Source organism: Kitasatospora sp. NPDC048545, assembly GCF_040651155.1.
Taxonomy (GTDB): Bacteria; Actinomycetota; Actinomycetes; order Streptomycetales; family Streptomycetaceae; genus Kitasatospora.
Genome location: NZ_JBEZIQ010000032.1, coordinates 91692 through 116291 on the forward strand (window position 1 = coordinate 91692; position 24600 = coordinate 116291).

18 protein-coding genes, 1 rRNA gene and 1 pseudogene are annotated in these 24600 nt (G+C 74.4%); 4 read left to right on the plus strand and 16 right to left on the minus strand.

What is annotated here, in order from left to right; genetic code table 11:
* Window positions 1-148: 148 nt before the first annotated feature.
* The 4 genes from ald to AB0D10_RS27685 form a co-directional block, all read right to left on the minus strand.
* The gene (gene ald, locus AB0D10_RS27670) at window positions 149-1264 is read right to left on the minus strand and encodes an alanine dehydrogenase (RefSeq protein WP_360261438.1); all 1116 of its coding nucleotides are present in this window, start codon (window positions 1262-1264) and stop codon (window positions 149-151) included.
* Between the two features lie 260 nt (window positions 1265-1524).
* On the minus strand, window positions 1525-3699 hold the full coding sequence (locus AB0D10_RS27675) for a tetratricopeptide repeat protein (RefSeq protein ID WP_360261441.1): 2175 nt from the start codon (window positions 3697-3699) through the stop codon (window positions 1525-1527).
* Window positions 3700-3929: 230 nt separating this feature from the next.
* A complete protein-coding gene (locus AB0D10_RS27680) occupies window positions 3930-4577 on the minus strand; it encodes an NUDIX hydrolase (protein WP_360261444.1) in 648 nt (215 codons plus the stop codon).
* 105 nt (window positions 4578-4682) lie between these two features.
* Entirely contained in the window at window positions 4683-6320 is a 1638-nt protein-coding gene (locus AB0D10_RS27685) for a CTP synthase (protein ID WP_360261447.1), read from the minus strand.
* Between the two features lie 762 nt (window positions 6321-7082).
* Here AB0D10_RS27685 and AB0D10_RS27690 point away from each other — a divergent pair.
* Complete coding sequence (locus tag AB0D10_RS27690; RefSeq protein WP_360261449.1) at window positions 7083-9083, plus strand: glycoside hydrolase family 15 protein; 2001 nt, start codon at window positions 7083-7085, stop codon at window positions 9081-9083.
* A gap of 46 nt (window positions 9084-9129) precedes the next feature.
* Here the strand turns inward: AB0D10_RS27690 and AB0D10_RS27695 are convergent, their stop codons facing one another.
* From AB0D10_RS27695 to AB0D10_RS27705, 3 genes are all read right to left on the minus strand, one after another.
* A complete protein-coding gene (locus AB0D10_RS27695; RefSeq protein WP_360261452.1) occupies window positions 9130-10308 on the minus strand; it encodes a glycosyltransferase family 4 protein in 1179 nt (392 codons plus the stop codon).
* Window positions 10309-10475: 167 nt separating this feature from the next.
* Window positions 10476-12209, minus strand: coding sequence for a DNA repair protein RecN (gene recN / locus AB0D10_RS27700; RefSeq protein ID WP_360261484.1), 1734 nt, complete (start codon window positions 12207-12209; stop codon window positions 10476-10478).
* 88 nt (window positions 12210-12297) lie between these two features.
* On the minus strand, window positions 12298-12843 hold the full coding sequence (locus AB0D10_RS27705) for a hypothetical protein (protein ID WP_360261487.1): 546 nt from the start codon (window positions 12841-12843) through the stop codon (window positions 12298-12300).
* Window positions 12844-13180: 337 nt separating this feature from the next.
* Here AB0D10_RS27705 and AB0D10_RS27710 point away from each other — a divergent pair, with 337 nt between their 5' ends.
* Window positions 13181-14707, plus strand: a complete 1527-nt coding sequence (locus AB0D10_RS27710; protein ID WP_360261455.1) for a PLP-dependent aminotransferase family protein — start codon at window positions 13181-13183, stop codon at window positions 14705-14707.
* A 167-nt stretch (window positions 14708-14874) separates the two neighbouring features.
* On the opposite strand, the gene AB0D10_RS27715 is transcribed toward AB0D10_RS27710, so the two are convergent.
* The 4 genes from AB0D10_RS27715 to AB0D10_RS27730 all read right to left on the minus strand — a co-directional run bounded on the left by AB0D10_RS27715 (window position 14875) and on the right by AB0D10_RS27730 (window position 17855).
* Entirely contained in the window at window positions 14875-15780 is a 906-nt protein-coding gene (locus AB0D10_RS27715; protein ID WP_360261458.1) for an NAD kinase, read from the minus strand.
* A 91-nt stretch (window positions 15781-15871) separates the two neighbouring features.
* Complete coding sequence (locus AB0D10_RS27720) at window positions 15872-16678, minus strand: TlyA family RNA methyltransferase (protein ID WP_360261490.1); 807 nt, start codon at window positions 16676-16678, stop codon at window positions 15872-15874.
* Window positions 16679-16714: 36 nt separating this feature from the next.
* On the minus strand, window positions 16715-16948 hold the full coding sequence (locus AB0D10_RS27725) for a hypothetical protein (protein ID WP_360261460.1): 234 nt from the start codon (window positions 16946-16948) through the stop codon (window positions 16715-16717).
* Window positions 16932-17855, minus strand: a complete 924-nt coding sequence (locus tag AB0D10_RS27730) for a hypothetical protein (protein WP_360261463.1) — start codon at window positions 17853-17855, stop codon at window positions 16932-16934. Before AB0D10_RS27730 ends, AB0D10_RS27725 begins: the two co-directional genes overlap by 17 nt.
* Before the next feature lie 179 nt (window positions 17856-18034).
* Between AB0D10_RS27730 and AB0D10_RS27735 the strand changes: the two genes are divergently transcribed.
* Window positions 18035-18382, plus strand: coding sequence for an SCP2 sterol-binding domain-containing protein (locus AB0D10_RS27735; RefSeq protein WP_360261466.1), 348 nt, complete (start codon window positions 18035-18037; stop codon window positions 18380-18382).
* A 154-nt stretch (window positions 18383-18536) separates the two neighbouring features.
* On the opposite strand, the gene AB0D10_RS27740 is transcribed toward AB0D10_RS27735, so the two are convergent.
* Window positions 18537-19574 carry an HAD-IIA family hydrolase gene (locus AB0D10_RS27740; RefSeq protein ID WP_360261469.1) on the minus strand — a complete coding sequence of 346 codons (1038 nt, stop codon included), beginning with the start codon at window positions 19572-19574 and terminating at the stop codon, window positions 18537-18539.
* A 139-nt stretch (window positions 19575-19713) separates the two neighbouring features.
* Complete coding sequence (locus tag AB0D10_RS27745; RefSeq protein ID WP_360261472.1) at window positions 19714-20331, minus strand: tetratricopeptide repeat protein; 618 nt, start codon at window positions 20329-20331, stop codon at window positions 19714-19716.
* A 92-nt stretch (window positions 20332-20423) separates the two neighbouring features.
* Here AB0D10_RS27745 and AB0D10_RS27750 point away from each other — a divergent pair, with 92 nt between their 5' ends.
* Window positions 20424-21794, plus strand: a complete 1371-nt coding sequence (locus tag AB0D10_RS27750) for a DUF1015 domain-containing protein (protein WP_360261475.1) — start codon at window positions 20424-20426, stop codon at window positions 21792-21794.
* A 117-nt stretch (window positions 21795-21911) separates the two neighbouring features.
* Here the strand turns inward: AB0D10_RS27750 and AB0D10_RS27755 are convergent, their stop codons facing one another.
* The 3 genes and pseudogenes from AB0D10_RS27755 to rrf form a co-directional block, all read right to left on the minus strand.
* Window positions 21912-22832: a tetratricopeptide repeat protein gene (locus tag AB0D10_RS27755; RefSeq protein WP_360261493.1), complete on the minus strand. Its 921-nt coding sequence runs from the start codon at window positions 22830-22832 to the stop codon at window positions 21912-21914.
* 627 nt (window positions 22833-23459) lie between these two features.
* Window positions 23460-24173 (minus strand): annotated as a pseudogene (locus AB0D10_RS27760) (RNA helicase); the annotation flags it as partial.
* A gap of 336 nt (window positions 24174-24509) precedes the next feature.
* Window positions 24510-24600 (minus strand): 5S ribosomal RNA (gene rrf, locus AB0D10_RS27765); the annotation flags it as partial.

Genomic DNA, 24600 nt, shown 5'->3' on the forward strand with positions numbered 1-24600 from the left:
CCCATCGTTTCTGCGAGCGGGTGACACGACCGCCGGAAATTGACGACAGAGCGACCAACCCGGTCCACCCGCTGTTCAGGGGCACGGCGAAGCCCCCGACCCGAAGTGATCGGGTCGAGGGCGAACGACCGCCGTGCGGTCAGGGGGTTCAGGCGAGCACGCTCTCCAGGGAGACCGACTCCAGGCCGAAGGCGTCGGCCACGGCCGGGAAGGTGATCTGGCCCTCGTGCACGTTCAGGCCCTTGGCGAGCGCCGGGTCACGGCGCAGCGCCTCCTTCCAACCGCGGTTCGCCAGCTCGCTGACGTACGGCAGCGTGGCGTTGGTCAGCGCGTAGGTGGAGGTGTTCGGGACGGCGCCCGGCATGTTGGCCACGCAGTAGAAGACCGAGTTGTGGACCTGGAAGGTCGGGTCGTCGTGCGTGGTCGGGTGCGAGTCCTCGAAGCAGCCGCCCTGGTCGATGGCGATGTCGACGAGCACGGAGCCCGGCTTCATGCGGGAGACCAGCTCGTTGGTGACGAGCTTCGGGGCCTTGGCGCCCGGGATCAGCACGGCGCCGATGACCAGGTCGGCGTCGAGGACGGCCTTCTCCAGCTCGAAGGAGTTGGACATGATGGCCTTGATCTTCGTGCCGAAGATGCGGTCGGCCTCGCGCAGCTTGTTGATGTCGCGGTCGAGCAGGGTCACGTCGTAGCCCATGCCGATGGCGATGGTGGCCGCGTGCCAGCCGGAGACGCCACCGCCGATGACGACGGCCTTGGCCGGGTGGGTGCCGGGCACGCCGCCGGGCAGCACGCCGCGGCCGCCGGCCGGACGCATCAGGTGGTACGAGCCGACCTGCGGGGCCAGGCGGCCCGCGACCTCGGACATCGGGGCGAGCAGCGGCAGCGCGCCGTTGGCCTGCTGCACGGTCTCGTACGCGATGGCGGTGGTGCCCGAGGCGATCAGGGCGTCGGTGCCGGCCCGGTCGGCCGCCAGGTGCAGGTACGTGAAGACGGTCTGGCCCTTGCGCAGCCGGTGGTACTCGGAGGCGATGGGCTCCTTGACCTTCAGCAGGAGGTCGGCGGTGGCCCACACCTCGTCGGCGGTGGGGAGGATGGAGGCGCCGGCGGCCACGTACTCCTCGTTGGGGATCGAGGAGCCGAGACCGGCGTTGTCCTCGATGTAGACCTCGTGTCCGTTGCGGACCAGCTCATGCACGCCGGCGGGCGTGATGGCCACGCGGTACTCGTGGTTCTTGACCTCGCGGGGGATGCCGACCTTCACGACTGAACACGTCCTCTTGCCATGGGGGTCCCGACCGGCGAAAACCGGTGGGCGACGCGCACGTGGGGAAGCCTCCGGGCAGCCCGGGGCGGGGATCGCTGCGCGACTAGGTCCGAGTGTAATGAAGCCCAGTCGGCGTGTCAGCCTTCCAAAGTGAATAAATTTCCCGCACACATTGGCAGGTTCGTAGGCTTCCCCTGCGACTTACCCGCCAAAGACGTCCTAACCGGGCATCTTCGACAATACCTCCGAAAGGCCCATCACCACCCGGCGTCGACCCGTTCCCGCAGGTCCGCGAGGGCCGCCCCGACGGCTTCCCGGGCGCGTTCGTCGCCGAGCCTGCGCAGCACCGCGAGGGCCGCCCGGTACTCCCGGTCCGCCTCGTCGAAGCGGCGCTGGGCGGTGTGCGCCTCGGCCACCCGGGTCAGCAGCCGGGCCTCGGCCGCGTGGTCCCCGAGCGACTGCCGCAGGCCGAGCGCCCGTCCGTACCAGTCGGCGGCGCGCACCGCGTCGCCGAGCGCCCGGTGGCAACCGGCCGCGCCCTCCAGGGCGCGCGCGCAGAGGGGTTCGTCGTCGGCCTTCCGGGCGTGCTCCAGGGCGGCCCGGTAGTGCATGGCGGCCTGCTCCCAGCGGCCCGCCGAGACCTGCAGGTCGCCGAGGTTGAGCAGTGCGGCCGAGGCCCGGCGGGGCCGGCCGTTGCGCTCGGCGACGGTCAGCACCAGTTCGTGGAGCCGGTAGAGGTCGGCGGGAGCGGCGACGCCGGTCAACGGCAGCGCCCGCAGCAGGGCGGTGACCAGCCGCCCGGCCGAGCCGTCCAGGTCGCCCTGGCCGATCGCGTCGGCCACCGCGCCGAGCAGCAGTTCCCGTTCGCCGAGCAGCCACCCGCGGGCGTGCTCGGCCGAGCGCAGCCGCAGCACGGCCGGCAGCGGATCGGGAGCGGGGGTATCCGACGGGTCGAGCTGCGCGCGGGCCGCCTCGGTGAGCCGGACCAGCCGCTCCAGCAGCCGGGCCCGGGCGAGTTCGGTCTCGGCGGGCCGGTCCTCCTGCTCGCGCAGCCGGACCAGCCGGGGGTAGAGCCGCCCGGGCACCCGGTAGCGCGGGGTGCCGTCGGCGGTCGGCGCCTCCTCGCCGAGCAGTTCCCACTCGGCCAGCGCGGCCAGGGTCGCGGCCGCGTCCGGCACCGGGCAGCCGACCAGGGCGGAGGCGGTGCGCGGGTCGGCGGTCTGCGCCGGGGCCAGGGTGAGGGTCCGCAGCATCCTCGCCTGGGCGGCCGGCAGACCCCGGTACAGCAGGGTGAACGCACCGAGCAGCGGGTCGTTGTCGGGGACGGGCACCGGCTCGGCCGGCTCCGGTCCGGGCTTCACCCAGGCCGCCGGATCGCCCGCCGACTCCACGCCGGGCGCGGTCCCGCGCTCCTCCCCCTTCTTCTCCGGCGCGCTCCCGGGGGCGTCAGCCGGAACGCCCCTCGACGTGTTCCTCGACACGTTCCCCGGCGCCTGCTCCCGTGTCTTCCCCGGCGCGTCCTTCGACGGCTTCGCCGACGGAGCGGCCCGCCCCACGGCCGACGCCTCCGTCCCCTTCTTCAAGCCGTCCTTCGACATGCCCTTCGACGTGCCGTTCGAGGCGTCGGTCACAGCGCCCTTGGTGCCCGAGGCGCCCCCCGCCGCGGGGGCCGTCCCCTCCCCCACCACCCGGGTGAGCTCGCGCGCCGCGTCGGTGACCGCGGTCTTCGCGTTTCCGCGCAACCACCCCGCCATCAGCCGCAGCGCGGCCGGCCGGGCGGCGCAGGCCTCGGCGAGGTCGGCGGCGCCGACCGGGTCGCAGGAGATCCGGGTGCCGCCGACCAGGTCGGCCAGCAGTTCGCCGGAGGCCGTCCGGTCCAGCCCGCCGAGGATCACCGGGTCGATGTCCTCGATGCCGGTGAGCGGCCCGGCGGTGGTGGCGAGCACCAGGCAGCCGGGTTCGTCGGCGAGCAGCGGCCACACCTGTCCGGCGTCGCGCACGTCATCCAGGACGAGCAGCACCCGCAGTCCCGCGAGCGCCTCGCGCAGCGCGACGCAGCCCGGCTCGTCCCGGCCGTCCTCGACCGCCCCGGGCAGCGGCACGGCCGAGTCCGGGTCGAGTTGCTCCAGCAGTAGGCGCGCGGCCCGCGCGGGCGGCACCCGCCCGCCGTCCGGGGCGGACAGCCGGGCGAACAGGACGCCGTCCGGGTAGTCGGCCGCGACGGTGCGGGCGAAGCGGGCGGCCAGGGTGGTCCGGCCGGAGCCGGGGCGCCCGGCCAGCACCAGGACCGGGCAGCGGCCGCTCGCCGGGCGGGCGGCGGCCGCCCGCAGCGCGGCGAGTTCGGCGCGCCGCCCGACGAACAGCGTGGGCCCGGCCGGGAGCCGGTCCAGGCCCGGGACGGCGCCGGCGGGCGCGTCGGGTCCGGGGTCCATCGTCGCCGTCTTCCTCGCCACCCGTGCCACTCCCGACGTCATGCCGCGCTCGGCATCCGGCGCTCGGCATCCGGCGCTCGGCATCCGGACCGGGCGCCCGGTGCTCAGCGGAGGCGGCCCGGGACGGGCGCCCTGTCTGCGAAGCGTAGTTCGACCGTCCGGCTCGTCCGAGGTGACATCCGGTCGTACGAACCGGCAAATCACCCGGGCGAATCAACCGGGAGGTTCGTTCACGCCTCGAAGGGCCGGGCCGGCCAGGGCGAGTCCGCCGGGCGCAGCGCGTCCGGCCCGTCCGGGCCGGTGAGCGCGGCGTGCACGGCGAGGGTGCCGGTGACGAGGGTCGGGTTGTGCAGCTTCCCGGCCTGGATCAGCCGGATCAGCTCCGGCACCGGCACCCAGGCGACCTCGATCTCCTGCTCCTCGCCCTCGGCGGCGTAGCGCTCCCCCTCGGCCGGCGACAGGTCGGTGGCGAGGAACATCCGCAGCGCCTCGTCGGTGCCGCCCGGGGAGGTGTAGTAGTCGGCGAGGATCCGCCAGGTACCGGCCTTGCAGTGCGCCTCCTCGTAGAGCTCGCGCTGGGCGGCGTGCCACGGGTTCTCGCCGGGGACGTCGAGCAGGCCGGCCGGCAGCTCCCAGAGCCGCTGGCGCACGGGGTGGCGGTACTGGCGCAGGATCAGCACGCGCTGCTCGTCGTCCAGGGCGAGCACCGAGACCGAGCCCGGGTGGGTCTGGTAGTCGCGGCGGGCCCAGCTGCCGTCGGGCATCCGGACCTCCTCGCTGCGCACGCCGGTGACCTTGCCCTGGAACGGCGTTCCGGTCGCCCGGACCTCCCATTCCTCGGCCACGTCGGTGATCACCCGGTCGCTCTGCTCGTCCATTGCTCTCCCCTTTTCGTCAGTACGACACAATCTAACGCCGGACGGCGGCCCCGCGGGAATCGCGGGGCCGCCGTCCGGTGAACGACCGAGGCCGAGAGGGGAAAACTACTCGGAGGCCGCGGTCTTGATCTCGATGGCGGCCTTGACCAGGCCCGCGAACAGCGGGTGCGGGCGGGTCGGCCGGGACTTCAGTTCCGGGTGGGCCTGGGTGGCCACCAGGTAGGGGTGCACCTCGCGCGGGTACTCGACGTACTCGACCAGGTCGCCCTTGGGGGAGAGGCCGGAGAACTGCAGGCCGGTCTTCTCCAGGTCCGCGCGGTAGGCGTTGTTGACCTCGTAGCGGTGGCGGTGGCGCTCCTCGACGTACTGCTCGCCGGCGTAGACCTCGCGGACGATCGAGCCCTCGGCGAGCTTGGCCGGGTACAGGCCCAGGCGCATGGTGCCGCCCAGGTCGCCCTTGCCGTCGACGATGGCCAGCTGCTCGGCCATCGTGGAGACGACCGGGTGCTTGGCGGCGGCGTCGAACTCGGTGGAGTTGGCCTCGGGCAGGCCGGCCAGGTTGCGGGCCGCCTCGATGACCACGCACTGCAGGCCCAGGCACAGGCCCAGCAGCGGGACCTTGTTCTCGCGGGCGAAGGTGATCGCGCCGACCTTGCCGTTGACGCCGCGGTCGCCGAATCCGCCGGGGATGCAGATCGCGTCCACGTCGCCGAGCTGCTCGCGGGCGCCCTCGGGCGTCTCGCAGTCGTCCGAGGTGACCCACTTGATCTCGACCCGGGCGTTGTTGGCGAAGCCGCCCGCGCGCAGCGCCTCGGTCACCGACAGGTAGGCGTCCGGCAGGTCGATGTACTTGCCGACCAGGGCGACCTTGACGATGTGCTGCGGCTCGTGGACGCGGCGCAGCAGGTCGTCCCAGGTGGTCCAGTCGACGTCGCGGAACGGCAGGTCCAGGCGGCGCACCACGTACGCGTCCAGGCCCTCGCCGTGCAGCACCTTGGGGATGTCGTAGATCGACTTGGCGTCGATGGCCGCGACCACGGCCTCCTCGTCCACGTCGCACATCAGCGAGATCTTGCGCTTGATCGCCTGCGGGACCTCGCGGTCGGCGCGCAGCACGATGGCGTCCGGCTGGATGCCGATGTTGCGCAGCGCGGCTACGGAGTGCTGGGTGGGCTTGGTCTTGAGCTCGCCCGAGGGGCCGATGTACGGCAGCAGGGAGACGTGCACGAAGAACACGTTGTCCCGGCCGACCTCGTGGCGGACCTGGCGGACGGCCTCCAGGAACGGCAGCGACTCGATGTCGCCGACGGTGCCGCCGACCTCGGTGATCACCACGTCGACGTCCTCGGTCGCCATCCGGCGGATCCGGGACTTGATCTCGTTGGTGATGTGCGGGATGACCTGGACGGTGTCGCCCAGGTACTCGCCGCGGCGCTCCTTGGCGATGACGGTCGAGTACACCTGGCCGGTGGTGACGTTCGCCGAGCCGTGCAGGTTGGTGTCGAGGAACCGCTCGTAGTGGCCGATGTCCAGGTCGGTCTCGGCGCCGTCGTCGGTGACGAACACCTCACCGTGCTGGAACGGGTTCATCGTGCCCGGGTCCACGTTCAGGTACGGGTCGAGCTTCTGCATCGTCACGCGCAGGCCGCGGGCCTTGAGCAGCGCTCCGAGGCTGGAGGCGGTGAGGCCCTTGCCGAGCGAAGAGGCGACACCCCCGGTGACGAAGAGGTGCTTGGTCGTCACGGCTCGGCCGTTCGCTGCCTTGCCGGAATGGGGCTGTGCCAAGAGGGGGCTCCCGTGGGTCGCGTGTCGAAGAAGACGTGGGCGGGAGTCTCGGGGGTCGCCGGGCGACGGAGGCAGGTGCGGAGCACTGCGCTCGAAGGGTCGCCGGTTCGGCTGGTCCGGGGCGTTTGATCCCGCCGGTCCACGGGATACCAGGGTAACAGTGACCCGACCGGGACGCCGTTCGGGCCGCGCGCGCAGCCTCGGGGGCGCACGCGGGGCGCACCACCGGCGCATCATCCGCCGCAGGTGTCACACCCGTCGCACCACCGGTCGGACCGGGCCAGCCCGCGGTTTCCGTCCGGGTCATACCGGCTGCTCCGTAAAGACCACCCGGAGGTGATCCTTCCGGACCATCCTGCGCCACGCCCCCGCGATGCACGGCATTTCCGCCGAATTGCGGCGCCACTCCGGGCGGCGCCCGCGTGCTTCGCCCCTTTCGTCCGTCGTAAGCTGCTCGGACGCATCGCCGACAGCACGAGCACGCGGAGGGCGTGGGAGGTCAGGACACTCCCGGTCCCCGATGCGCGACCGGACCTCCCCGTAATTCCAGCTCCTCCCCACCCACTCCAGGGGCTCGACCGAGCCCCGCGCGGACACTCCAGCAAGGCCTGCCACCACCCCCCGGCGGGCCGGACGTCCCGGGGTGGACCTCCGGCCCCGCAGACCGCTCGCTCCCCCGTCTCGCCGATGCCCTGACCACATTGCGAACTGGAGATCCACGTGGCCGGCCGTATCGAGGACTACGCACTCATCGGGGACATGCAGACCGCTGCCCTGGTCAGCAGGGACGGGGCGGTGGACTGGCTCTGCCTGCCCCGCTTCGACTCGCCGGCCGTGTTCGCCGGTCTGCTCGGCACCGATGAACACGGTTTCTGGCGGATCGGCCCGGCCGAAGCCGTCCTGACCGAGGTCCCCGCCCCCGCCACCGCCACGGCCCCCGGCAGCGCGGGCCGGGTCCGCCTCGCCGACACCGCGGACCTGCGCGTGCCCCCGCCCACCGCCGCCGCCCCCGCCGTGCCCGCCGACCGCCGCCGCTACCGGGGCGACTCGCTGATCCTGGAACAGGAGTGGGACGCCCAGGGCGGCACCGTCCGGGTCATCGACTTCATGCCGCCGCGCCCGCTGGCCGGCAAGGACGCCGTCCCCCAGGTGATCCGGATCGTCGAGGGCGTGGCCGGCCGGGTCCGGATGCGCTCGGCGCTGCGGATGCGCTTCTCCTACGGCCGCATCGTGCCCTGGGTGCACCGCGTCGAGCAGGCCGACGGCACCCACCGCACCGTCGCCATGGCCGGCCCGGACTCGGTCTGGCTGGACGGCGTCTCCGAGACGTACGGCCGCAACCTCACCACCTACGCCGACTTCACCGTCGACGCCGGCGAGCGGATCGCCTTCGCCCTCACCTGGCAGGCCTCCCACCTGGAGGCGCCCAAGGCCCCGGACGCCGAGGGGATGCTCGACGCCACCGCCGACTTCTGGCACGAGTGGGCCGACCAGTGCACCTACCAGGGTCCCTACCGGGAGGCCGTGGTCCGCTCCCTGATCACCCTCAAGGGCCTCACCTACGCCCCCACCGGCGGCATCGTCGCCGCCCCCACCACCTCGCTGCCCGAGGACATCGGCGGCGAGCGCAACTGGGACTACCGCTACACCTGGCTGCGCGACGCCGCGATCACCCTCTCCTCCCTGCTGCGCACCGGCTACCGCGAGGAGGCGCGCGCCTGGCGCGAGTGGCTGCTGCGGGCCGTCGCCGGCGACCCGGAGAACCTGCAGATCATGTACGGCATCGCGGGCGAGCGCGAACTCACCGAGTCCTCGCTGGACTGGCTGCCCGGCTACGAGGGCTCGCAGCCCGTCCGGGTCGGCAACGGCGCCGCCGGGCAGCTCCAACTCGACGTGTACGGCGAGGTGGTGGAGGCCCTGCACCTGGCCCACATGACCGGCCTGGTCCGCAACGACCACGCCCACCACCTCCAGCTGCGCCTGATCGACTACCTGGAGGAGCACTGGCAGGAGCCGGACGAGGGCATCTGGGAGGTGCGCGGCCCGCGCCGGCACTTCGTCCACTCCAAGGTGATGGCCTGGGTCGCCGTCGACCGCACCATCAAGCTGCTGGAGCAGACCCCCGAGGACGCCCCCGACGACGGCCACTTGGAGCGCTGGCGCGAGCTGCGCGACACCATCCACCGGGACGTCTGCGAGCGCGGCTACGACCCGGAGCGCAACACCTTCACCCAGTACTACGGCGGCAGGGAACTGGACGCCTCGCTGCTGCTCATCCCCCAGGTCGGCTTCCTCCCGCCGGACGACAAGCGTGTGATCGGCACGATCGAGGCGATCCAGCGCGAACTGTCCACCGAGGACGGCTTCGTACTGCGGTACCCGACCCACGACGAGAGCGGCAACAACGTCGACGGCCTGTCCGGTCACGAGGGCGCCTTCCTGGCCTGCTCGTTCTGGCTGGCCGACGACCTCGCCATGATCGGCCGGGTGCAGGAGGCCCGCGACCTGTTCGACCGGCTGCTCTCGCTGCGCAACGACCTCGGCCTGCTCGCCGAGGAATGGGACCCGCGGCTCAAGCGCCAGGTCGGCAACTTCCCCCAGGCCTTCAGCCACGTCCCGCTGATCGACACCGCGCTGCGGCTGACCGCCTGCGGCGCCGCCTACCTGTCCGCCCAGCCGGACGGCCCGGCCGCCGACCGGGTCGAGCAGGCCACCGTCTGACGGGCGCCGGTCCCGGCCGCCGGTCCCAGCGGCCGGGACGGAGACCTCAGCTGCGCTGCACCAGCTCGTCGTAGGTGCTGAGCACCTGGGCGACGGTGGCGGCCTCGTCCGGCCAGGTCTCGGCCTGCTGCCGGCCGGCCGCCGCCAGCCGCCCGCGGCGGTCCGGGTCGGCCAGCAGCGCGCGCACCGCGCCGCCGAGCGCGGCCGGGTCACCGGCGGCCACCAGCACGGCGGCGTCTCCGACCAGTTCGGGGATGCCGCCGACGGCGGTGGAGACCACCGGCACGCCGGCCCGCATCGCCTCCTGCACCACCAACGAGCGGGCCTCCCAGCGGCTGGGGACCACCACCACGTCGGCGGCGGCCAGCAGGTCGGGCACGTCGGTGCGGTAGCCGAGCAGGCGCACCGGCAGCTTCTCGGCGGCCACCCGGTCCCGCAGCGCGCCCGCCTCCGGTCCGTCCCCGGCCAGCAGCACCAGCGGCTGCGGGTCCAGCACGGACAGCTCCCGGGCGGCGTCCAGCAGCAGCCCGAAGGCCTTCTGCGGGACGAGCCGGCCGATCGCCAGCACCAGCGGACGGTCCGGTCCGCCGCCGAGCAGCGCGGCGCGTGCCTCGGCCCGGCCGAGTCGGCCCTCGGGCATCGGCGGGGCGGCCACCGGGCCCAGCCGGGCGTCGGTGGCGCCCAGCTCGCGGGCCCGGGCGACCAGGTCGGAGGAGGCGCCGAGGACCAGGTCGGCGGCGCGCGCGACCCGGCGTTCCATCAGCCGCTGCAGGCGGCGCTCCATGCCGGTGGCCAGCAGCGCGTGGTGCGAGGTGACGACCAGCGGGGTCTCCGGGCGCAGGCCCGGGAAGCGGCCGGCGGTGCGCAGCGCGAGGTCGGAGAGCAGCCCGGCGCGCAGCCCGTGGGCGTGCACCACGTCGGCGCCGGTGAAGGCCCGGCGCAGCTCGCCGATCGCGGTGGCGTCGCTGCGGGCACCCGCGGTGGGGGTGATGTCGACGGTATGGACCCTGGCGCCCGTGCGGGAGAAGCCGAACAGCGCGTCCGTGCCGGCCGGTGCGCAGACCGTGACGATCACCCCGTGCGCGACCAGGCCCTGGGCCAGGGAGTGCACGTGCGCACCGATGCCGCCGGTGCTGGCGGCCAGGACGAGTACCACGTGCAGCTGCCCCGGTTCCGGGGCGGCCGCGGTGGCCCGGGCGGCGGAATGGTCCACGTCGTCTCGCATCCGACTCGATCAGGTTCGCGCGCCGCTTCGCGAGGATTGCCCGCCCGGCGGCGCTCGGGGCTGGGAAGCCAGTGTCCAGCGGCCACCATGCCAGGTCGGCGGCCCTCTTGGACAGTCGGCGCCACCGGGGCGCGTCGCCGACGGTCCGCGGGGGCCGCCGCCGCCGGCTACCGGTGGCGCGGGGCCCGGGCGGCGGCCAGCAGCTCCTCGGCGTGGGCGCGGCCCAGCTCCGAGTCCTCCAGGCCGGCCAGCATCCGGGAGAGTTCGCGCACCCGCTCCTCGTCGTTCAGCACCTTGACACCACTGCGGGTCACGGTGCCGTCGTGGGTCTTCTCCACCACCAGGTGGCGGTCCGCGAACGCGGCGACCTGCGGGAGGTGGGTGACCACCACGACCTGGGCGGACTCGGCCAGTTTGGCGAGCCGGCGGCCGATCTCGACCGCGGCCTTGCCGCCGACGCCCGCGTCCACCTCGTCGAACAGGTACGTCGGGACGGGGTCCGCGCCCGCGAAGACCACCTCGACGGCGAGCATCACGCGGGACAGCTCACCGCCGGAGGCGCCCTTGGCGATCGGGCGGGGCTGCGCGCCCGGGTGCGGGGCGAGCAGCACCTCGACCTCGTCCACGCCGTGCGGGCCGTACGCGACGGTGCGGCCGCCGACCTCGATCCCGGCCAGGTCGTCGACCTGGCTGATCGAGAAGGTCACCCGGGCGTGCGGCATGGCCAGTTCGGCGAGTTCGGCGGAGACGGCCCCGGCGAACCGGCCGGCCGCGGCCTGCCGGGCGTCCGACACCTCGGCGGCCAGCTCGGCCAGTTCGGCGCGCAGCTCGGTCTCGCGGGCGCCGAGTTCGTCGATCCGGTCGTCGTCGCCGTCGAGTTCGGTGAGCCGTACGGCGCCGTCCTCGGCCCAGGCGATCACCTCGGCGAGGGTGTTCTCCTCGCCGCCGTACTTGCGCAGCAGCTGGGCCAGCACGGCCCGGCGGTCCTCGACGGCGGCCAGGCGCACCGGGTCGGCGTCCAGGTCGTCGGCGTAGCCGGCCAGGTCGCCGGCCACGTCGGCGAGCAGGTAGCCGACCTCGTTGAGGCGGTCGGCAAGGGCGGCCAGGCGCTCGTCGTGGTGGCGCACGGCGTCCAGGGCGCGGCGGGACTGCGCGAGCAGGGTGCCCGCGTCCAGGGCCTCCGGGTCGGCCGGGTCCCCGGCCAGCGCGGCGTGCGCGAGGGTCGCGGCGGAGGACAGCGCGTCGGCATGGCCGAGCCGCTCGGCTTCGGCGGCGAGTTCGACGTCCTCGCCGGCCACCGGCTCGGCGGCGGCGATCTCGTCCAGGCCGAAGCGCAGCAGGTCGGCCTCCTGGGCGCGCTCGCGGGCCCGGGTGGTCAGTTCCTCCAGGGTCGCGGAGACCTCGCGCAGGGTGCGGTAGGTCTCCCGGTAGCGGGCCAGCGGCTCGGCCACCGCCTCGCCCGCGTACCGGTCCAGCGCGCCGCGCTGGCGGGCCGGGCGCAGCAGCCGTTGCTGGTCGGTCTGGCCGTGCACGGCGATCAGGTCCTCGCCGAGTTCGGCGAGCAGCCCGACCGGCACGGCCCGTCCGCCGACGTACGCCCGGGAGCGGCCCTCGGCGGAGACGGTCCGGCTGATCAGCAGGGCCCCGTCGTCCAGTTCGGCCCCGGCCTCGACGGCCCGGGCCGCCACCGGGGAATCGGCGGGCAGCTCCAGCCGGCCCTCGACGACGGCGCGTCCGGTGCCGTTGCGCACCAGGCCGGGGTCGGCGCGCCCGCCGAGCAGCAGGCCGAGGCTGGTGACGACCATGGTCTTGCCTGCGCCGGTCTCACCGGTCACGGCGGTGAACCCGGGGGCGAGTTCCACCACCGCGTCGTCGATGACCCCAAGATCCCGTATCCGCATCTCGTCCAACACGGAGACGACCTTACGAGGTTCCGCCCCCGGCGCGCGACGAGCGACAACGGCGCGCGGCAACTCCGTGCCTCGAAGTTCATTCCTTTCGGGGGTTTCGCGCAGGTTCCGGCGCGGTGCACCAGGGCAGGAAGACCTGCACCAGCGGCCCGATGGCCAGCGCGTACGCGACCGTGCCGACCCCGGCGGTGCCGCCCAGCACGAGGCCGACGGCCAGGACGGTCAGTTCGATGCCGGTGCGGATCAGCCGCAACGAGCGGCCGGTGCGCCGGTGCAGGCCGGTCATCAGACCGTCGCGCGGGCCGGGGCCGAGGCGGGCACCGATGTAGAGGCCACTGGCCAAACCGTTGAGCACGATCGCGGCGGCCATCACGGCGATCCGGGCGGGCAGCGCCTCGAAACCGCCGACGATCCGCAGTGTGAGGTCCATGGCCGCGCCGATCACCAGCACGTTCGCGACCGTGCCCAGCCCCGGTCGCTGGCGCAGCGGTATCCACAGCAGCAGCACCAGGGCGCCGCAGACGGTCACCCAGGCGCCGACCGAGAGGCCGATGCTGCGTTGCAGGCCCTGGTGCAGGACGTCCCAGGGGTCGAGGCCGAGGCCGGAGCGGAGCATCAGCGCCATGCTCGTGCCGTACAGGGTCAGCCCGACGAACAGCTGCGGGATCCGGCGGCCCAGGCCGTGGGTGTCGCCGAGGAGGCGGACCGCGACGGAGGGGGCTCCGGCGGCGGGGGTTCCCGCACCGGGTGCGGAGGCGGCCGCCGCCGATACGGCCGGTGCGGACTCCGGCGGGATCCGGGTGGTCGTGGTCGTGGTCGTGGTCGTGGTGGCCATGGTGCTCCTGCGGTGGTGCTGCACCCCGGTCGGCCCGGAGGTGGCGGCCGGTACGGCCGCCCTGTCATGATGGCCAGGCCAATACGACCCGCTCCAGGGCCAATTCCGAGCAAGTGGACTGATCGCCATGGCCGACTGGCACACCACCGTCACCCCGCCCGCGCTGGCCCGACTGCTCACCACCGCCCGGCTGCCCGGGCCCGCCGGCGCCCGCCGCCCCGCGTACCGCACCCTGGCCGGGCAGATCCGGCAGCTGGTCACCGAGGGCCGGCTGCCGGTCGGGGCCCGGCTGCCCGCCGAACGCGAGCTGGCCACCGCCCTGGAGCTGAGCCGCACCACCGTCGCCACCGCGTACGAGACCCTGCGCGGGGACGGCTACCTGCGCAGTCGGCGCGGCGCGGGCAGCTGGACCGCCCTGCCCGAGGGCGCCCCTCCGCCCGGCGACGCCCTGCACCCCGTCCCGCCGGACGAGCAGGGCCACACCCTGGACCTCGGCGTCGCCGCCCTGCCCGCCCCGCAGCCCTGGCTGGGCACCACCGCCGCCCGGGCGGTCGAACAGCTGCCGTACTACGCCTCCGGCCACGGCCACTACCCCACCGGCGTCCCGGCGCTGCGCGAGGCCGTCGCCCGCCGCTACACCGAGCGCGGGCTGCCCACCACCCCCGACCAGGTCCTGATCACCACCGGCGCGATGGGCGCCCTGCACCTGGTCCAGCGGGTGCTGGTCGGCCGCGGCGACCGGGTCGCCGTCGAGGCGCCCAGCTACGCGCACACCCTGCAGGCGCTGCGCCTGTGCGGCGCGCGCCTGGTCCCGGTGCCGTACGCCCACCGCCCCGGACCGCAGGGCGCGTCCGCGCCCCCTCGGCCCGTCTGGGACCGGGACGAGTGGCAGCGGGTACTGCGCGGCGCCGCGCCCAAGGTCGCCTACGTGATCCCGGACTTCCACAACCCGACCGGCGCACTGATCGACGAGGAGCAGCGCCGCGAGCTGCTGGCCGCCGCCCGGGCCGCCGGGAGCGTCGTGCTGGTCGACGAGACCACCGCCGAACTCGGCTGGGGCGTACCGGAGTCCGAGCCGCTGCCGCGCCCGGTGGCGGCGCTGGACCGGGCCGCGCAGGTGGTCACCGTCGGCTCGGCCGGCAAACTGCTCTGGGGCGGCCTGCGGATCGGCTGGGTCCGGGCCGCACCCGCACTGGTGCGCCGACTGGCCGGCGAGCGCGTCTACAGCGACGTCGGCACCCCGGTGCTGGACCAGCTGATCGCCGCCGAACTGCTGGGCGAGCCGCTGCCCGCCGTACGGGCGCACCAGCTGGACCGGCTGCGCGCCACCGCCCGCGCCTTCGCCGCCGCACTGCCCGGGCACCTGCCCGGCTGGAGCTTCCCGATGCCGACCGGCGGGCTGGCACTCTGGGTCTCCACCGGCGGCCTGTCCGGCGCGGCCCTGGCGGCGGTCGGGGAGCGCGACGGGGTGCGGATCGCCTCGGGCAACCGCTTCGGCTCGGACGGCGCGTTCGAGCACTACATCCGGATACCGCTCACCGTGCCCGCCCCGGCCGTCCCGGCCGCCGTCGAGCGCCTCGCTGCGGTGGCCGCCCGCGCGGCGGCCGGCGGCCGGCTCGGCTCGGGCGACGAGGCCCAGCCGCTGGCGGTCTGACACCACCCCGGCGGCCGGGCCGCTCCACCCCGGACAGGTCCGGACAGGGCCCGGGAGTGTCCTGAAGATCTTGCTCCGGGTGCCCGATTCACTCCGGATTGGCAGTAAATGTCAATCGGGTCGAACTGGTGCAAGCCGGGCGCGTTTCCAAGATCTTCATCAGACTCCTAGTGGTGGTCCGCCCGTCCGCGCCAACCCGTCACCGGCAGCGCGAACTTGGCCACCAGCCGGTCGGTGAACGGCGCCCGGTGCAGTCTGGCCAGCCGCACCGGGGTCCGTCCCCGGCGGACCTCCACCCGTGCCCCGGCGGGCAGTTCGACCGAGCGCCGCCCGTCGCACCAGAGCACGCCGTGCGGGGTCTTCGGCTGCACCTCGACGGCCAGCACCGACTCGGGCGAGGTCACCAGCGGGCGGGCGAACAGCGCGTGCGCCGAGATCGGCACCATCAGCAGCGCCTCGACCTCCGGCCACACCACCGGCCCGCCGCCGGAGAACGCGTACGCGGTGGACCCGGTCGGCGTCGCGCACACCACGCCGTCGCAGCCGAAGTTGGAGACCGGGCGACCGTCCACCTCGGTCACCACCTCCAGCATCCGCTCCCGGGCCGCCTTCTCGATCGAGGCCTCGTTCAACGCCCAGTCCTCGTGCACCACGTCGCCGTTGGTGCGGACGATGACGTCGATCGTCATCCGCTCCTCGACCTCGTAGTCGGCGTCGACCACCCGCTCGACCACCACCGCCAGGTCGTCCCGCTCGGCCTCGGCGAGGAAGCCCACCCGGCCCAGGTTGATCCCGAGCATCGGCAGTCCGTGCGAACGCGCCAGCTCGGCCCCGCGCAGCAGCGTCCCGTCCCCGCCGGCCACCAGGATCAGCTCGCAGCCGTCCGCCGCCCCGGGGCCCTCGGCCACCTTCTCGACGCCGTCCGGCAGGTCCAGATCGACCGCCTCGGTCTCCAGCAGTCTGATCCGGAGCCCGGCCTTCAGCAGCCCGTGCACCAGGCCCTCGACGCTGCGCAGCGCCGCCTCCCGGCCGGTGTGCGCGATCAGGAAGACCGTACGTGCTTCGTCGCTCATGCCGCTGCCCTCTCCCTAACGCCTGCCGGGCCGCCTTCGGCCCGGGTGCGCCCGCCATACAGCATGCCGGGCCGGACGTCCGCTGAGCACCCTATCGGGGCCCCTCCGCCACGGCCCGGTCCGCGTCCGCGGGGTCCAGCTGCGGGGCGTCCCGGCGCAGCCACAGGAAGTACTCCACGTTGCCGGACGGTCCCGGCAGGGGGCTCGCCGTGACGGCGCGCACGCCCAGCCCGAGCTCCCACGCCTGCCCGGCCACCTGGCACACCATCTCGGCGCGCAGCTGCGGGCTGCGCACCACTCCACCGCTGCCCAGCCGCTCCTTGCCGATCTCGAACTGCGGCTTGACCATCAGGACCAGGTCCGCGTCCTCGGCCGCGCAAGAGGCGAGCGCGGGGAGCACCAGACCCAGCGAGATGAACGACAGGTCGCCCACCACCAGGTCCACCAGGGTGCCGCCGATCAGCTCCGGGGTCAGCTCGCGCACGTTGGTGCGGTCCATCACGGTGACCCGCTCGTCGCTCTGCAGCGACCAGGCGAGCTGCCCGTACCCGACGTCCACCGCCAGCACGCCGGCCGCACCGGCGCGCAGCAGCACGTCGGTGAACCCGCCGGTCGACGCGCCCGCGTCCAGCGCCCGGCGGCCCTCGACCACCAGGCCCTGCGGCACGAAGGCGGCGAACGCCCCGGCCAGCTTGTGACCGCCGCGCGAGACGTAGTCGGGGTCGTTCTCGTCCTTGGCCACCACGACCGCTGCCGAGGTCTCCACCTGGGTGGCCGGCTTGGTCGCGGTGGTGCCGCCGACGGTCACCCGGCCGGCCGCGATCAGCTCGGACGCGTGCTCACGCGACCGGGCCAGCTTGCGGCGGACCAGCTCCGCGTCGAGTCGGCGTCGTGCCACTGCCACTGGTGTTTCAGCTCCTACGGGTCCTACGGATCATTCCTGGTCGAGCGCGGCCAGCGTGTCGGCGAGCCGCTGGTGAACATCTTCGTACACCGCGACGTGCTCCTCGGCGGGGACCCCGTCCAGGGCCTCCAGCCGGGCCAGTCCGGCGTCCACCGCGGGGTGCCCGGTGGGCAGCAGCCCGACACCGAGCGGCCCCACCTGCGGGACCGCCCCGACCGCCCCGACCGGCCCATCGGCACCGGCCGGTTCACTCGTCCCGGACATCGGGCTTCTTCGTGCTGGTGGCCTTGCGGACGGTGGTCCGCTTGGTCGCCGTACGCTTCGCGGGCGCCTTCGGCGGCACGGCGGCCCGCTCGGCGGCGGCCCGCTCCGTGGCGGCGGTCTTCTTGACGGTCGTCGTCTTCTTGGCGGCGGCCTTCCGGGCCCCGGTCTTCCTGGCAGCGGTCTTCTCAGCGGCGGTCTTCTCAGCGGCGGGCTGCCCGGCCGCGGTCCGCTTCGCCGCTGCCCGCTCGGCCGCGCTCTTCTTCGCGGCGGGCCGCTCGGCCCCGGGCGCCTTCCCCGCCGCCGGGGTCTTGCGCGCGCCGGCCTTCCGCGGTGCGGCCTTCGGCTCGCGGTCCTGCTCCTGGCCGTCCGGCGCTGCCGGGGAGGGCCGCGACACCGGCGGAACCGGCGGGTCGACCTCGACCGGCTCGTCCACCTCCACCCGCTCGGCGACTATCGGCTCGCCCACCGGCCGCCCCTGCGACCGCTCGTCCTCGTACTCCCAGCCGCGCCCGAACAGGTCGTCCGCCCGCGGCGCCGGAGCCGGCTCCTCCGCGCCGTACCGATCTCCGCCGGGCTTCGCCGCCGGAGTCTCCTCCTCGACCTCGCGTAGCTTGCTCTCCAGGTATGCCAGCACCACGCCGACCTTGGTGACCTGGTCGCCGACCTTCTCGAAGACCTTCTCCGCCTCGTTGCGCGCCACCCCGACCGCCAGGTCGACCCCGGCCAGCCCGGCGGTGACCGCCTCCTCCGCCAGCGTCTGCAGCGTCTTCGCCGACGGCGGGAACTCCCCGCCCAGGCGGCGCTCGACCTCGGTGACGTCGACCCCCGCCCGCTCCAGGATCGAGGCCGCCGTCACGACGACCCTCTTGCCGACCTCCTCGGCCACCCCGGCCGCGGTCTCCACCACTCCCCGAACCGTCCTCGGCAGCATCCGGGTGCCTCCCAATCGCCTACGCGCGTCGCTCCGTCGCGCTCAGTACCCGGGCCGTTCCGGGCACCCCACGGACGACGCTACCGCCAAAACCCCGCTGAGGTACCGTGGCCCGCAGTCAGCACCGTAGCGACCGGGGGAGGGAGCCGCCGCCGATGGCGAACGCCGAGGAGTGCCGGGAGGCCCTGGAACAGCTCAGCCGGAACATGTCGAAGTCCACCGGCGACGTCCGCAAGGCCGCGGCCCTCGACCGCTCGCTCAGCTGCCGGATCACCGACCTCGACCTGACCTTCACCGGACGGCTGCGCGACGGCCGGATCCAGGACGTGGTCACCACGCCCGGCCCGCCCTCCGCGAAGTCCGAGATCCGGCTCACCATGAGCAGCGACGACCTGGTCGCACTGGTCGGCGGCCGGCTCAACTTCGCCTCCGCCTGGGCGAGCGGCCGGGTCCGGCTGGAGGCCGGCTTCCGCGACCTGCTGCGGCTGCGCACCCTGTTCTGAACCGGGCGGCCCGAACCCGACGGGCCGAACCGTGCACCGATCCGGGACCGCCGAACCCGACCGGCCGAACCGGACGGCCCGAACCGGACGGCCGGACCGCACGGCCGGACCGCACGGCCGGACAAGGCCGCCGCCGGTCGGCGGCCCCCGGAACTCAGAAGCCCAGCTCGGCCAGCGCCTTCCGCCCGTCCACCGGTTCGCCGCCCGCGTCCAGGGCCGTCCACGCCGCCGCGCACAGCGCGCGCAGCCCGTCCCAGCGGTCACCGGCCCCGGTCAGCCGCAGCGTGCCGCCCTCGACGGCCGCGACCCGGCCGCCACAGGCGAAGCCGCCGTCCTCGGCCGTCACCGCCGCGTGCGGGACCAGCAGTCCGCGCAGGTCCGCCGCCAGGTAGGTCGGCCGGTGCTCGACCGGGGCAGCCAGCAGCAGCTCGGGGGTGGTCACCCCGGTGAAGACCAGCAGACTGTCCACCCCGCCGTTGAACGCGCCCTCGATGTCGGTGTCCAGCCGGTCGCCGACCACCAGCGGGCGCTTCGCGCCGGTGCGCAGCACGGTCTCCCGGTGCATCGGCGGCAGCGGCTTGCCCGCCACCTCCGGCTCCACCCCGGTCGCCGCCCGCACCGCCGCCACCAGGGTGCCGTTGCCCGGCGCGATGCCGCGCGCCCGGGGCACGGTGAGGTCGAGGTTGGACGCCACCCACGGCAGCCCGCTCTGCACGGCGTACGAGGCCTCCGCCAGGTCCTTCCAGCCCACCGAGGGGTCGAAGCCCTGGACCACCGCGAGCGGCCCGTCGGCCAGCGAACGGACCGGGACCAGCCCCATTTCGGCAAGCGCCTCCTCCAGCCCGAGACCGCCCACGACCAGGACCTTCGCGCCGGCCGGGACCTTCTCGGCGACCACCCGGGCGGCCGCCTGGGCGGAGTTGATCACGTCCGCCGGCTCGGCCGGCACGCCCAGCTCGGTCAGGTGCTCGGCCACCACCCGCGGCGGGCGGGAGGCGTTGTTGGTGACGTAGGCGAGCCGCATCCCGGCGGTCCGGGCGGCCTCCAGCGCGCCCGCGGCGTGCTCGATCGCGTGCGCGCCCGCGTAGACCACCCCGTCCAGGTCCAGCAGCGCCGTGTCGTAGGCCTCGGTGAGCGGACGCTCGCTGCCGCCGGGGGCGGTCCGTCGCACGGGGGTGGCCGTCTCGGTCATGGCTGCGCTACCTCATTCACTGCGTCGTCGGTCACGTCGTTCGTCGTCCCACCTGGCCGCCGCACCGCGCCGTGCGGCGACGCGCCCGCCGGGCGGACACCGTCCGTGGGCCGCCCGTCCTGGTGGGCACCGGCGCCGGTCAGACGTCGCCGTCGACGCCGTCCGGTCCTGCCCCGGCCGGGCCCTCGGCGCCGGGCGGCGGCGCCAGGTACCCGGGTGCCCCGGGCAGCAGCGGGCCGTACGCGCCGGCACGGGCCGCCAGCGTCGCCCGGGTCTGCCGAAGCGCCGCCCGGTAGTGGTCGGTCTCCGGCCGCATCGCCACGGCGAGCGCCAGGTGTTCGGCGGAGGTCTCGAAGTCGCCCAGCCGGGCCGCCGCGACCCCCCACCCGAACTGAGCGTAGTCGTCCGCCGGGTCGGCCAGCGCCACCGCCCGGAAGTTCTCCAGCGCCGCCGCGTACGAACCCGCGTCGAACTGGGCCCGGGCCAGCGTCTCCCGGATGCTGCGCGAGTGCGGCTCCGCTTCCACCGCCCGGCTCAGCAGCTGCTCGGCCGCCGCCGGATGCCCCTGCGCGAGCAGCCGCGCACCCCGGCGGAACCAGTCGTAGACGTCCCCGGCCGGCTCGCCTGACCTGCTCTGCGACGGCACCCCGCCGCCCGGGCCGCCGCCGTCGGACGGGGCGCCCCCGCCGATGGCACCGGCCGGCCCGCCCGACCCGGCCGGGCCACCGCCGTCCACCCGTTCCTGCCCGTCGTCCATGCCGTACCTCGCCCTCGGTCGCGCACCCGCCCCACAGGTCGACGCGGGTATTCCGATCTCTCAACAACGCGTACCCGGTTACGATGCCCAGAATGAGCACACCCAGTGCAGAAGACGGAGTCGAGACTCCCGAGGGCGGCCCCGGTGACCCCGGGCACGTCGCCACCGCCGGCCTGTCCCTGTCCCCCTTCCGCGGCCTGCGCTACGTCCCCGACCGGGTCGGCGCCCTGGCCGCGGTGATGTCCCCGCCGTACGACGTCGTCGACCCGGGCCGCCGGCTCGACCTGGAGACCGCCGACCCGCACAACGTGGTCCGGCTGATCCTGCCCAGGCCCGAGCCCGAGGACGCCGGCGACCGCCCCGACCGCGACACCCGCTACCGGCACGCCGCGCGGCTGCTCGCCGCCTGGCAGCGCGAAGGCACCCTCGCCGCCGACCCGGACCCCGCGATCTACGTCTACGAGCAGCGGGTGCCCGCCACCGCCGACTCCCCCGAACTGCTCCAGCGCGGCCTGATCGGCGCCCTCGCGGTGAGCGGTCGCGAGGCCGGCGTCGTCCTCCCCCACGAGGACGTGATGCCCCGGCCGGTCGCCGACCGGGTCGGCCTGATGCGCACCACCCGGGCCAACCTCGAACCGCTGCTGCTCACCTACCGCGGCGACGGCGGCGCCTCCGGCGTGATCGAGCGGACCGTCGAGGGCGAACCGCTGCTCTCCACCGCCACCAGCGACGGCACCCACCACCGCCTGTGGGCCGTCACCGATCCGGCCGACCTCGCCGAGATCAGCCGCGACCTCGCCACCTGCCGGGCGCTGATCGCCGACGGCCACCACCGCTGGGAGATGTACCTGCGCCTCCAGCGCGAGCACCGCCACCTGCCGCGCAGCCCCTGGGACCGCGGTCTGGTGCTCCTCGTGGACACCGCCCGCTACCCCCTGCGGGTCCGCGCCATCCACCGCGTGCTCTACCGGCTGCCGGTCGCCGAGGCGCTGGAGAAGCTCGGCGACCAGTGGAAGGTCAAGGAGGTCCCCGGTCCGCTGCCCGCCGCGCTCCAGGCACTCGCCGAGCAGAAGCGGCAAGGCGGCAACGGCTTCGTGCTGACCGGCGGCGACGGCGTCTACTGGCTGGTCGGCGAACCCGACGAGGCCCTGCTGGACGCCACCGTGCCGCACGACCGGCCCGAGGAGTGGCGCCACCTGGACGCCACCGTCCTGCACGCCACCCTGCTCGACCGCACCTGGCACGTCCCCGACGGCCCGGACGACATCGGCTACCTGCACACCGCCGTGGCCGCCGAACGGGAAGCCGCCCGCTCCGACGGCACGGCCGTCCTCCTCCACCCGGTCCGGGAGAGCGTGGTGCGACGGCTGGCCGAACAGGGCGTCACCATGCCCCGCAAGTCGACCTCCTTCGGGCCCAAGCCGGCCACCGGGCTGGTGCTGCGCAACCTCGCGCTGGGTTGACCCGCGGCGGGCCGGCGCCGCGCACCGTCGGCCCCCGGCCCGGGCCCGGAACGGCGTGAGGCCCTGCCGTTCCCGGATCTCCCGGGGAACGGCAGGGCCTCACGGCGTTGCGTTCGCTCAGCTCTTGGCGTCGGCGTCGTCGGCCTTCACGCTCTCGGCCTTCACGCTCTCGGACTCGGCGTCCTGGGCGCGCTCGCGCACCACACCGTCGAAGTCCTCGTCGATCTCGAGGTCGTCGTCGTCGTAGAACTCCTCGACGTCCTCTTCGTCCTCGAAGATCACGCTGTCCTCGGAGACGTCGCCGCCGCGCTTCTTCGCCGGGGCCTCGGCCTGCTCGGACTCGTCCTCGGCCAGCTCCGGGTCGAGCGCGTCGGTGAACTCCACGCCGTCGATCTCGGCGAGCCGCTCCGAGGCGTTGGTGGTGCCGTCGGTGTCGGCATCGGCCGCCTTGGCGAACCACTCACGGGCCTCGTCGCCACGGCCGGCCGCGATCAGCGCCTCGGCGTAGGCGTACCGCAGACGCGCGGTCCACGGGTGCACGGCGCTGGAGGCCAGCTCCGGGCTCTGCAGGGTCACCACGGCGGCGTCGAACTGCTCCATGTCGGCGCGGGCACCGGCCGCGACCAGGCGCATCTCCACCTGGCCGGCCTTGTCCAGCTGCTTCACCTCGGGTTCACCGGCCATCGCCAGCGCCCGCTCCGGACGGCCCAGACCGCGCTCGCAGTCGGCCATCACCGGCCACAGGTCCGCCCGGCCCGTCATCCGACGGGCGGCACGGAACTCGGTCAGCGCCTCGGAGTAGCGCTGCGTCATGTACGAGGCGAACCCGGCCGCCTCACGGACGGCAGCCACGCGGGACGCCAACCGGAGCGCGACGCGCGAGAACTGGTAGGCCTCCTCCGGCTCGCCGTCGAGCAGGCGGGCCACCATCACCAGGTTGCGGGCGACGTCGTCCGCGAGGGTCTTGGGCAGGCTCTTGAGCTCCTGGCGCACGTCCGCGTCCAGCTCGAAGCCCGTGACGTCCTCCGGGATCGGCAGGCGCTTGACGGGCTCGTAGTTGCCCCGGCGGTCGTCGTAGTCCCGACCGCCCCGGTCGTCACGGCGGTCGTCGCGGCGGTCATCGCCACCGCGACGGAAGCCGCCGCCCTGCCGGTCGCCACCGCGGTAGCCGCCACGGTCGCCACCGCGGTCATCACGACGGAAACCACCGCGGTCGCCGCCACGGTCGTCACGGTTGAAGCCACCGGAGGGACGGTCGCCACCGCGGTAGCCGCCGCGGTCGCCACCGCGGTCGTCGCGGTTGAACCCACCCGACGGGCGGTCGTCACGACGCGGACGGTCGTCACGGTCACGGTTGAAGCCACCCGGACGGTCATCCCGACGGAAGCCACCACCGGAGGGACGGTCGTCACGACGGAAACCACCACGGTCGCCACCGCGGTCGTCACGGTTGAACCCACCCGACGGGCGGTCGTCACGACGCGGACGGTCGTCACGGTCACGGTTGAAGCCACCCGGACGGTCATCCCGACGGAAGCCACCACCGGAGGGACGGTCGTCACGACGGAAACCACCACGGTCGCCGCCACGGTCGTCACGGTTGAACCCACCCGACGGGCGGTCGTCACGACGCGGACGGTCGTCACGGTCACGGTTGAAGCCACCCGGACGGTCATCCCGACGGAAACCGCCACCGGAGGGACGGTCGTCACGACGGAAGCCACCACCGGACGGGCGGTCGCCGCCGCGGTAGCCGCCACGGTCGCCGCCGCGGTCATCGCGGTTGAAGCCACCGGACGGACGGTCGCCACCGCGGAAACCGCCGCGGTCGCCGCCGCGGTCGTCGCGGTTGAACCCACCCGACGGGCGGTCGTCACGACGCGGACGGTCGTCACGGTCACGGTTGAAGCCACCCGGACGGTCATCCCGACGGAAACCGCCACCGGACGGACGGTCGTCACGACGGAAGCCACCACCGGACGGGCGGTCGCCGCCGCGGTAGCCGCCACGGTCGCCGCCGCGGTCATCGCGGTTGAAGCCACCGGACGGACGGTCGCCACCGCGGAAACCGCCGCGGTCGCCGCCACGGTCGTCGCGGTTGAACCCACCCGACGGACGGTCGTCACGACGGTAGCCACCGCGGTCATCGCGGTCGCGGTTGAACCCACCGGAGGGGCGGTCGTCACGGCGGTAACCGCCGCCAGAGGGGCGGTCGCCACCGCGGTAACCGCCGCCGGCCGGGCGGTCGCCACCGCGGTAACCGCCGCCAGAGGGGCGGTCGCCACGGTCGTAACCGCCGGACGGACGGTCGTCACGACGCGGACGGTCGTCACGGTCGTCACGGCGGTAACCGCCGCCAGAGGGGCGGTCGTCGCGGCGGGAGCCGCCACGGTCGTTCGACCAGCCCCCACGGGACCGGGGCTCGTAGCCTCGGCCGTCGTCCGATCGACGCTCGGGACGGTCCTGGGGCTCGTTCGACATCGTGGTGACTCCTTCTGCTGCTTCAGCTTCACCGCGCGGGCATCCGTGCAACTCTCGCTGCCGTCACGCGGTTTCGGCGCCGGCCTCCTGGCCCGCGCACCTTCTCCATTGTCCGACATGTCGGGACCCTCCGCGTCTGGGCGAAAGTCCCGACCTGTCGGACTCCTTCACGTTCGCAAAACACAAAAAGGCCGCGGCCCCAGCGAGTCGCTGGGGCCGCGGCCTTGAATAATTGTTCGGCGGCGTCCTACTCTCCCACAGGGTCCCCCCTGCAGTACCATCGGCGCTGTGAGGCTTAGCTTCCGGGTTCGGAATGTAACCGGGC

Bases quoted from the DNA above. Each gene is read 5' to 3' on its own strand.
- AB0D10_RS27710 (WP_360261455.1), top strand. From the start codon at position 13,181: ATGGCCGACTGGCACACCACCGTCACCCCGCCCGCGCTGGCCCGACTG.
- AB0D10_RS27725 (WP_360261460.1), bottom strand. From the start codon at position 16,948: ATGTCCGGGACGAGTGAACCGGCCGGTGCCGATGGGCCGGTCGGGGCG.
- AB0D10_RS27750 (WP_360261475.1), top strand. From the start codon at position 20,424: ATGAGCACACCCAGTGCAGAAGACGGAGTCGAGACTCCCGAGGGCGGC.
- AB0D10_RS27680 (WP_360261444.1), bottom strand. From the start codon at position 4,577: ATGGACGAGCAGAGCGACCGGGTGATCACCGACGTGGCCGAGGAATGG.
- AB0D10_RS27740 (WP_360261469.1), bottom strand. From the start codon at position 19,574: ATGACCGAGACGGCCACCCCCGTGCGACGGACCGCCCCCGGCGGCAGC.
- AB0D10_RS27705 (WP_360261487.1), bottom strand. From the start codon at position 12,843: ATGGCGCTGATGCTCCGCTCCGGCCTCGGCCTCGACCCCTGGGACGTC.
- AB0D10_RS27715 (WP_360261458.1), bottom strand. From the start codon at position 15,780: ATGAGCGACGAAGCACGTACGGTCTTCCTGATCGCGCACACCGGCCGG.
- AB0D10_RS27735 (WP_360261466.1), top strand. From the start codon at position 18,035: ATGGCGAACGCCGAGGAGTGCCGGGAGGCCCTGGAACAGCTCAGCCGG.
- recN (WP_360261484.1), bottom strand. From the start codon at position 12,209: ATGCGGATACGGGATCTTGGGGTCATCGACGACGCGGTGGTGGAACTC.
- AB0D10_RS27745 (WP_360261472.1), bottom strand. From the start codon at position 20,331: ATGGACGACGGGCAGGAACGGGTGGACGGCGGTGGCCCGGCCGGGTCG.
- AB0D10_RS27675 (WP_360261441.1), bottom strand. From the start codon at position 3,699: ATGGACCCCGGACCCGACGCGCCCGCCGGCGCCGTCCCGGGCCTGGAC.
- AB0D10_RS27695 (WP_360261452.1), bottom strand. From the start codon at position 10,308: ATGCGAGACGACGTGGACCATTCCGCCGCCCGGGCCACCGCGGCCGCC.